This window comes from Streptococcus sp. (assembly GCF_030825805.1).
GTDB lineage: Bacteria > Bacillota > Bacilli > Lactobacillales > Streptococcaceae > Streptococcus.
Window position 1 is genome coordinate 28,024 of sequence record NZ_JAPJPF010000014.1, and the last position, 7,796, is coordinate 35,819.

The following is a 7,796-nucleotide window of genomic DNA, read 5'->3' on the forward strand; positions in this document are numbered from 1 at the left end:
AAGCTAACCAAGCATAGAAAAGAGGTTAGAATCTTTCCAACCTCCGAGTTTGTCTCTATCTGCGCCTAGATGCTTCTTTGGTCGGTTACCAAAGCTTCTGAATAAAACCCATTGGTCCTATCATTCTACCATATTTTAAGCGGGAAGAAAAGAAACCAGAATAGTTATCAGAAAGGCAAATGCATTCATGGTAAAGTGCAATAAAATCGAATATTCTACTCGTTTGTAGCGGTAGGCAACCCAAGTCAAGATGAGAGACATACCTCCATAGATGACCCAGGAACCAAGATTACTTGGTGTGTGTAAATAGGCAAATACAAGAGCCCCAACCAAATAACCAATTTTTTCGTGCCCCTTAAAGATCAAGCGGGGAATCACAGCTCGACAAATAATTTCTTCTCCTAAAGGCGCCACTACGACAATGAGCAAACCCATTGCCAGCTGAGGAGCCAAGGAAGAAAGCCCCTGAATTGTTTCCTGATTGGCTGTAGTGGTCTCTCCTATATTCCGAAGCACTGTAGCCCCCACAATATTATTTGCAAGTAGAAGCAAAAAATAAAGGAAATTTCGCCCAATATCTCTGCCTTTGATTCGTGAAAAATCTAGTGAATCAAGTGGACTCCATTTCATAAACCACCAAAGCAAATAAACGAGGAGCATGGTAACCCCAAGGACTAGACTATTGATCGTCCAATTTGACCAAGCATTTTTAATCCCCAAGATCAAAGCGATCATGGGTAGTTGGGTTGCTAACAATAACGGTATTCCAATTAGTAACCACAGACCATTTGAAACCCATTTTTTCTCCATCCAATTTTCCATTATTTTACCTCGATTGTCAAACTATTTTTCTAGTATAGCATAGATGAGCTACTGGGGCAAGCCCAAGTAGTAGTCGCACAATAGAAAAAAGAGACGCTTCAAATCAGCCTCTTCTCTCTTGTTTTTTTAGAATAAAGTCTTACCCCTTATTTTTAAAGCGTTCAACATCACGGGCAATGACTAATTCTTCGTCCGTTGGGATGACCAAAACTCTCACTTTAGCATCCGCTGTTGAAATATCTCCTTCTGTACCAAAGACATTCTTTTCTGGATCAAGCTCACAACCAAACCAAGTCATCCCGTTAATGACTTGTTCACGGATTGTTTTAGAATTTTCCCCGATACCAGCTGTGAAGATGATAGCATCTGCTCCATTCAAGACAGCAAAGTATTGACCGATGTATTTCTTAATACGATCGACAAAAATGTCGTTGGCCAAAAGTGCCTTGTCATTTCCATTGCGCATGGCTTCGTGAATATCACGCATATCGCTAGAAAGTTCAGACACCCCTAGTAGACCAGATTCACGATTCAAGATACGACTGATATCTTCTGGACTGTTGAAGTCCTCTGTGTGCTCCATCAAGTAAGGAATAATAGCAGGGTCAATATCCCCTGTACGTGTTCCCATCATGATTCCACCAAGTGGTGTGAAGCCCATAGACGTATCGACAGAAATTCCTTTGTCTACCGCTGTAATAGAAGCCCCATTCCCAATGTGGCAGGTGATTAATTTCAACTCTTCGATTGGTTTTCCAAGTAGCTTAGCAGCTTCGTGGGCTACATACTCATGGCTAGTCCCGTGAGCCCCATATTTACGAACCTGGTTTTCTGTATAGTACTTAGTTGGAAGAGGATAACGATAGGCTTTTTCAGGCATTGTTGTATGGAAAGAGGTATCAAATACAACAACACTGGTAATATCTGGTAACAATTCTTTAAAGGCACGGATCCCAGCAGCGTTGGCAGGATTGTGCAATGGAGCCAACAAAGAAAGTTCCTCAACCTTTTGAATGACTTCTTCATCTACAAGAGCAGACTCTTTGAAGTACTCACCACCTGCTACGACACGGTGTCCTACTCCAGTGATTTCATCGTAGGAAGCAATAATATTAAAACGAATCAAATCATCGAGAAGGATTTTAACCGCTTGTGTGTGGTTCTCAATATCTAAAACCTGTTTTTCTGCTCGACCATCGAATTTTACTGTCGAAATGGAATCTTTAAGTCCAATTCTCTCGATGAGCCCTTTTGCCAAAACTGTTTCTTCTGGCATTTGGTATAATTGCCATTTCAAACTTGAACTACCTGCATTAATTGCAATTGTTTTCGTCATTTTTTTACCTCTTTAAGCGTTTTCACTCCTATTATAGCAAAATTTTGTTTAAATTTCACTTTCTTTATTCCAGTTTTGAAAACTTTCACGGAATTTCATGAGGTCTTCCTGGTCTTGCAAATCAGTCAAAGGATAGACAAACGGTTGGACCACCGCTTCTTCTTGCTTGCGTAAAACAAAGATGGTTTTTGCTAGATTGGCTGATCGAAAGAGGTTCTCTGGCAAGGTCACCATGGCCAAGACCTGAGCATGATCATGCATCCATTTTTTCAGCAGAGGACTCTGCTCGCTTGTCAAAAGATCATTCGGAGCTAGAAAAATAGCAACGCCACCTGGTTTTAAATATTTTAGCGATTGTTCAATCAATAAATGATGGGCGTAAGTGTGACCCTGAGGGGAAGCGACCTGGTAACGACTCGCAATGGCATCATCTGGATAATAACCGACAGGTAAATCGCTGATAATCACATCACTCTCTTTCAAAACTTGTGGACGAACGGCATCACCTTGGGCAAAATTCACATCCGACTTCATCACTTCTGCCATACTAGCCGCAAGGTCAATCAAAAGATCATCCATTTCCAAGCCCAAATAATCTAAGGAACGCTGACAGTTGTTCATCAAGGTTTGGGCCAAGTTCCCTGTTCCGCTCCCCATTTCTAGCACATCTACTTGATCGGAACTAGCCAACTGATCCACTAGAAAGACCAGAAGAAATCCAATCCCATCTGGCGTAAATTGGTGATTGGCTTGTAGGGGCTCTGTTTGGGCTGCCTTCATCAAAAGATACTGGAAGGAGCGACGCCACTCTTCCTTGTTTAAGTTCAAGTCCTTCAGCCGCTGGTTGTTTTCCTTCACTAGAGTCAACTCTGTTTGCCCATCCAGATAGATGGCATTCTGCTCCACTAGAGCATCATAAAAGTTGGTCTGCAAATCATTTTGGATAGTTTGGGTATTCTCTAATAGGTAGCCGTAGGCTTTCTCAATTTTTTCGAAATTCATGCTTTCCTCCATCTCTTAATCATATCAAATTTTAAGAGTTTTCGCTATGCTTTTCGACGACCTGAGACTTCTCTTCCTCTGTTATGGTCGAGTGGCCTGTAGCCGAATCTGGAGCCTGCTTCTCCTTTTCCTTTTTGTCGGTTTTTTTCTTTTCCCGAGGAGGTAGAGAAAAGGTGAAATGGTAGCTTTCCCCATCTTGTAAGTGACTCGTTACGTTGGCAAAGCCTGATTTTTCTTCCAAATCGACTCGGCCAGTTGAGAAGGTTATGGTTTTTTCTTCCCGATCCCAAGTATCAATCGCCAATTGAGCTTGTGCATAAGCCTGGATCCGGTGCTGACTAGCAAGGAGAATCCGTCTCTCTGCCACTTGTCTGTTCAGGTAAAACTGAAGCAAGAGACTAAAAACCGCCGATATAAAAAGGGCATAAAGAAGGATCCCGGCCTCAATCTGCTTCTTTTTTATCCTTTTCCACCACACGGTAGACCACCTCCCTTTCTAACCCTTCTTCAAAGCGCAGTTGAATAGACACCAGATCTCCTCTTTTTTCAATCCAGGCGGATTCAACTCCATCTATCATCGGTTGATAGCCACGGCCAGTCGCATCTGTCTTTCGGATATCTCCCCCCTTAGCCAGTCCAATGGCTATGGGTTTTTGATCCTGAACAAGATAGAGTTTGTTGTCTCTGACCTCTTCAAATTGGCTACGAGACAATTCAATATCCAGCTGGTCCTGAAAGAGTAACCATTCCTCTTGCTTGATGTGACTTTGGTACTGGAGTTCTTGACGCAAGAGGCTTGTCAATCCTTGAAACACCAATAAACCACCGCTGATGACGAGCAGGGCAACCAAGGCCTCCAATAAAGTAAAGGCTGGCAGTTTAGTTCTTTTCAACAGCAATCACAACCTTTCCTTCATGATAGACCTTTAAGGACTTGGCAGACCTCTCCACCTGGACACTGACCTGATTGATGTTCAATTGATCTTGCCTTGTCTGGATCGCCATTTTTGCGACGCGCAAAACTTCTCCTTGTCTCAACTCTTCTAAACGCTGCTGTCGCGAGTCCCCTAGCTCTCCCAGCACAAGGGTCGTGAGGACACCAAACATCGCTAGGGCGATTAGGCCTTCTAACAAGAGACTAGCGGGGAGCCGTCGATTTTTTAATTTTTCCATTCCCAATTGCCAACTGATAGGTCACCACCTCTTTCTCTGTCTGAAATTGAATCTTGGTCAAGCTTGAATTGCCTCCTGCTGGATCAAAGGTCAGTTGCTTCTCTCTGACCACTTCCACCCCTTTTGGAAGCGGTAATTCTTGATAGGGACTATGAACCCCGCCGTGGTCGATGGAAAGGAGAGCTCTCTCCTCTTTTGCAATACTCATCTTTTGTGTCTCCTGATAGACCCGTTCAAATTCCGAGAAAAACAATGTTTCTTCCACCTGCCCAAAGGCTTGATGGACTGACCCAGCTAGCAGCCAACATAGAAGACTGACGATACCTAGAGTTAGTAAGCTCTCTAGAAGGGTGAAAGCTTTAATCTGCAACCGCACGGTGATCACCTGCATTCTTCACATAGTGAGCACGGTAGGCTTCTGCTTGTTTTTGAGTGATTTGTCCTTCTGCGACAAGCTTAGAAAGACTAGCTTTTTCATTCTGATGATTAAGTTCATAGAGCTCAGCCTGGCTCTCCACGACTTTGACGACTGCTCGATTTCCTGTATCTGTTACCGAATCTTTCTGCTTGGTCAAGTTCGGAACAAAGAGCAAGAGAAGAACGCTGATAATAAGCAAAACAACTAACATTTCAATCAGAGTAAAAGCTTTTACCTTGAGTGTACGCAATGATTTCATAAAGGAACCTCCAAATTTTCATAAATAGGCAGCAACATGGCTGCATAGAGCAAAACAATCATAAGAGCAACAAAGACAAAGACCAGTGGTTGGACGACATTCATGGCCTTGTTCAAACGATGGAAAAAGCCTGCCCAGGTCTTGTCTGCATAGATTTCCAACTCACTACCGAGCTTGGACTTGGCCTCCCCATATTCAATCATGAGGGCCAGCTCTCGTTTAAAGAAAGGATAAGTCTGAATATGGTCAGAAAAAGACCTGCCACGAGCCAATGCCCGTTCTAAATCCTGTCCAATCTCTCGAAAGAGACGAGAACGTTGCCCCTGCATCACAGGAAAAATTTGATTCAGCTCCAACCCTTGGGCAATCATACTTCCCCATTCTCGAGCATAAAAAGCTGTCAGATAATCCTGTAGGAAGGGGCGAAGAAAAGGAAGTCTAGCCAAAGATGAAACCAGGGCCAGCCGCTTGGCACGACGGCCTAGGAAAAGGAGCATCAAAACTCCAATCGTCAACACCACACTCCCTAACAAAACATACTGGGGAAAAACACTAATCAGTCGTGTCGCCCCATTTTGACTCTCCAACTGAGGCAAGAGATAATTTTTCAGCCCCAGCATAATCAAGATCAAAAATCCCAACAAGAGCACGGGATAGGTCGCCACCTCAACTAGTTTCTTTCGAACCTGGGTCAGATTTTCCAAGTAGCTACGGATTTTTTCCAAACTTAAGGTGATATTTCCATGCTGCTCCGCCAATGCCAATTGAGTCGTTACCTGATCGGAGAAACTTAGATCAGAAAGGATGGCTGACAGGGGCTTTCCGTTGGCCAGTCCGACCTGCATCCTCTCGACAAAATTGGCTTCTACCAATTGACTGCGCCGAAGAAAGTCGATGACCTCTGATAGATGAAAGCCACTACTGTAGAGATTGTGAAAGAGCTCAATGACATGTTCTTGCTTAGCAATCGATAATTTTTTCGGCTTGCGCCTGATCCAGCTCAATATGTCCCGCTTCATAAAGCGCGTCCATTTGCTGGTTCCACTTTTGACTGGAGTGGTTTTGGTAATCTTGGATGGCAAAGTCAGTGACACCTCCTCCCTTTATCAAACGCTGGTAACATATCCCTTGAAGGACAATCCGTAACTCCTCCTCACTCACCCCCAACTCCAATAGGCGTTCATAAACCCCAGGAATGCTCTTGGCATGGATGGTGGAAAAGACTGTCACACCTGTCAGACTAGCCCGAATAACTGCGCGAGCTGTCTCCGTGTCACGGATTTCTCCGATGAGGAGGAGATCTGGGCGATGACGCAAAGACAGTTTAATCAAGCTATCATAGGTCATACCAATCGCTTCATTGAGTTGCAGTTGCAGCATCTCTTCCTGCTTAATTTCTACGGGATCTTCAATTGACATGACTTGTTGCCCTGAAAATTTCTTCTTGGCCAGGGCATGCATCAGTGTCGTCTTCCCCGATCCGACTGGACCTGCAAATAAGTAGAGCCCCCGCTTACTCACCTTCTCTTCTAGCTCTTGAAGTTGGTCGAACCAGAAACGGAGCTCCCGGTCCTCATTGTGGAGCAGGCGAATGACCAAACTCTCATATCCCCTATAGTCTCCCACAGTAGACAAACGTAAGGACAAGACCTTATCCCCTAGAGAATAGTCACAGGAGCCCAATTGACTCCGGCGCCTTTCCCCCACATTCATCCCTGCCATAAACTTAAAATGGCTGACGACCGCTACCATTTGTTCTTGTGAATAGGTCTCGATAAAGCATCGCTCATCCCCAACCCTTAAAAAGAGCTGATAGTCTGACGATCGAGGAACAAAATAAATATCCTGAGCTTCGGCATTCGATGCCATTCGAATTATGGATTGTGCAATTTCTTGAACCATATTTCCTCCTTTCACTATATAATTCGCAAATAATTTGCCAACTAACGCTGAATTTAGAAAAAAGAGCAAAAAAAAAGAAACTCAACTGCATATTGAATTTCTCTTCCTATAGATTATTGCTCTCGTAGTCTAGCTTACAAGAGCGATGAGCCGTGTGGGCATTCTCTTTTTCGTAGCCTGGACGGCGCTTGCTTCTCGGTATCTTCTGATCGTTTTCTAGCAAGGCGACTGAATGATATTGTTGCACGTATTCCGCACATTCTTCACACCAGCGCTGATCCTCAGGATCCCAAAAAATCGTCATTAAATCACTTCTACTTTTAAATAATGGAGATTGCTCTCTTAAAAGTAACCATTGGCGTTTGTAGTATTTTAGGGCTTCATAATAGTCATCAAAACTCTGACTAGTGACAATGTCCTTCTCCCAATCTTCTAAAAACCACCAGGGTTCGTAATCCCCATACATTTCAATTACTTGATACATATTTCTCTCCGTCCTTTGTATCCAATATTATATATAAAATCCTTTGATAATAAAAGAATTCTGCTTATGAAAGAAAAATACAGTGAATTTTCCGAACGTTTTCTCCATTTTCTTTCAAAATATACCCCGACGAAGGAAAGCTAGGCTATTTTTTGACACAAACAAAAAGAAGCCCTACTGATAATCAGTAAAGCTTCTTTTGGGATTAATTTTCTTCCACTACAGTTGATTCAACCATTTCAGTTACTTCTTCTGTGACTGGAACTTCTTCGATAATTTCGACTTCATTGACTGCTTGTGGTTCCAAGTTACGGTAGCGAGCCATACCTGTACCTGCAGGAATAATCTTACCAATGATAACATTTTCCTTAAGTCCAAGGAGATGGTCTTTCTTACCACG

The 7,796-nt window shown here is 43.3% G+C and carries 12 protein-coding genes; all 12 read right to left on the reverse strand.

The window, feature by feature from the left end; translation table 11 throughout:
• Nucleotides 1-135: 135 nt before the first annotated feature.
• Entirely contained in the window at nucleotides 136-810 is a 675-nt protein-coding gene (locus RCH62_RS03620) for a CPBP family intramembrane glutamic endopeptidase (protein ID WP_239665209.1), read from the reverse strand.
• A 151-nt stretch (nucleotides 811-961) separates the two neighbouring features.
• On the reverse strand, nucleotides 962-2,158 hold the full coding sequence (locus RCH62_RS03625; RefSeq protein WP_306474639.1) for an acetate kinase: 1,197 nt from the start codon (nucleotides 2,156-2,158) through the stop codon (nucleotides 962-964).
• A 48-nt stretch (nucleotides 2,159-2,206) separates the two neighbouring features.
• Nucleotides 2,207-3,160, reverse strand: a complete 954-nt coding sequence (locus RCH62_RS03630) for a class I SAM-dependent methyltransferase (RefSeq protein WP_048789481.1) — start codon at nucleotides 3,158-3,160, stop codon at nucleotides 2,207-2,209.
• 31 nt (nucleotides 3,161-3,191) lie between these two features.
• A complete protein-coding gene (gene comGG, locus RCH62_RS03635) occupies nucleotides 3,192-3,638 on the reverse strand; it encodes a competence type IV pilus minor pilin ComGG (RefSeq protein WP_048789480.1) in 447 nt (148 codons plus the stop codon).
• A complete protein-coding gene (comGF, locus tag RCH62_RS03640; RefSeq protein ID WP_048717662.1) occupies nucleotides 3,604-4,056 on the reverse strand; it encodes a competence type IV pilus minor pilin ComGF in 453 nt (150 codons plus the stop codon). The genes comGG and comGF overlap by 35 nt, the downstream gene beginning before the upstream one ends.
• Nucleotides 4,040-4,333, reverse strand: coding sequence for a competence type IV pilus minor pilin ComGE (gene comGE / locus RCH62_RS03645; RefSeq protein WP_048717510.1), 294 nt, complete (start codon nucleotides 4,331-4,333; stop codon nucleotides 4,040-4,042). The genes comGF and comGE overlap by 17 nt, the downstream gene beginning before the upstream one ends.
• Nucleotides 4,299-4,724 carry a competence type IV pilus minor pilin ComGD gene (comGD, locus tag RCH62_RS03650; protein ID WP_042507426.1) on the reverse strand — a complete coding sequence of 142 codons (426 nt, stop codon included), beginning with the start codon at nucleotides 4,722-4,724 and terminating at the stop codon, nucleotides 4,299-4,301. The genes comGE and comGD overlap by 35 nt, the downstream gene beginning before the upstream one ends.
• Entirely contained in the window at nucleotides 4,693-5,010 is a 318-nt protein-coding gene (comGC, locus tag RCH62_RS03655) for a competence type IV pilus major pilin ComGC (protein ID WP_023022076.1), read from the reverse strand. The genes comGD and comGC overlap by 32 nt, the downstream gene beginning before the upstream one ends.
• Entirely contained in the window at nucleotides 5,007-6,029 is a 1,023-nt protein-coding gene (gene comGB, locus RCH62_RS03660) for a competence type IV pilus assembly protein ComGB (RefSeq protein WP_306474640.1), read from the reverse strand. The genes comGC and comGB overlap by 4 nt, the downstream gene beginning before the upstream one ends.
• Complete coding sequence (gene comGA / locus RCH62_RS03665; RefSeq protein WP_048789477.1) at nucleotides 5,971-6,912, reverse strand: competence type IV pilus ATPase ComGA; 942 nt, start codon at nucleotides 6,910-6,912, stop codon at nucleotides 5,971-5,973. Before comGA ends, comGB begins: the two co-directional genes overlap by 59 nt.
• 106 nt (nucleotides 6,913-7,018) lie before the next feature.
• A complete protein-coding gene (locus RCH62_RS03670) occupies nucleotides 7,019-7,396 on the reverse strand; it encodes a DUF1033 family protein (protein ID WP_006595139.1) in 378 nt (125 codons plus the stop codon).
• Between the two features lie 205 nt (nucleotides 7,397-7,601).
• A partial coding sequence (locus RCH62_RS03675; RefSeq protein ID WP_306474641.1) for a hypothetical protein occupies nucleotides 7,602-7,796 on the reverse strand: 195 nt, incomplete at its 5' end.

Bases quoted from the DNA above. Each gene is read 5' to 3' on its own strand.
- RCH62_RS03620 (WP_239665209.1), bottom strand. From the start codon at position 810: ATGGAGAAAAAATGGGTTTCAAATGGTCTGTGGTTACTAATTGGAATA.
- comGD (WP_042507426.1), bottom strand. From the start codon at position 4,724: ATGCAGGTGATCACCGTGCGGTTGCAGATTAAAGCTTTCACCCTTCTA.
- comGA (WP_048789477.1), bottom strand. From the start codon at position 6,912: ATGGTTCAAGAAATTGCACAATCCATAATTCGAATGGCATCGAATGCC.
- RCH62_RS03625 (WP_306474639.1), bottom strand. From the start codon at position 2,158: ATGACGAAAACAATTGCAATTAATGCAGGTAGTTCAAGTTTGAAATGG.
- RCH62_RS03630 (WP_048789481.1), bottom strand. From the start codon at position 3,160: ATGAATTTCGAAAAAATTGAGAAAGCCTACGGCTACCTATTAGAGAAT.
- comGC (WP_023022076.1), bottom strand. From the start codon at position 5,010: ATGAAATCATTGCGTACACTCAAGGTAAAAGCTTTTACTCTGATTGAA.
- comGE (WP_048717510.1), bottom strand. From the start codon at position 4,333: ATGGAAAAATTAAAAAATCGACGGCTCCCCGCTAGTCTCTTGTTAGAA.
- RCH62_RS03670 (WP_006595139.1), bottom strand. From the start codon at position 7,396: ATGTATCAAGTAATTGAAATGTATGGGGATTACGAACCCTGGTGGTTT.
- comGB (WP_306474640.1), bottom strand. From the start codon at position 6,029: ATGAAGCGGGACATATTGAGCTGGATCAGGCGCAAGCCGAAAAAATTA.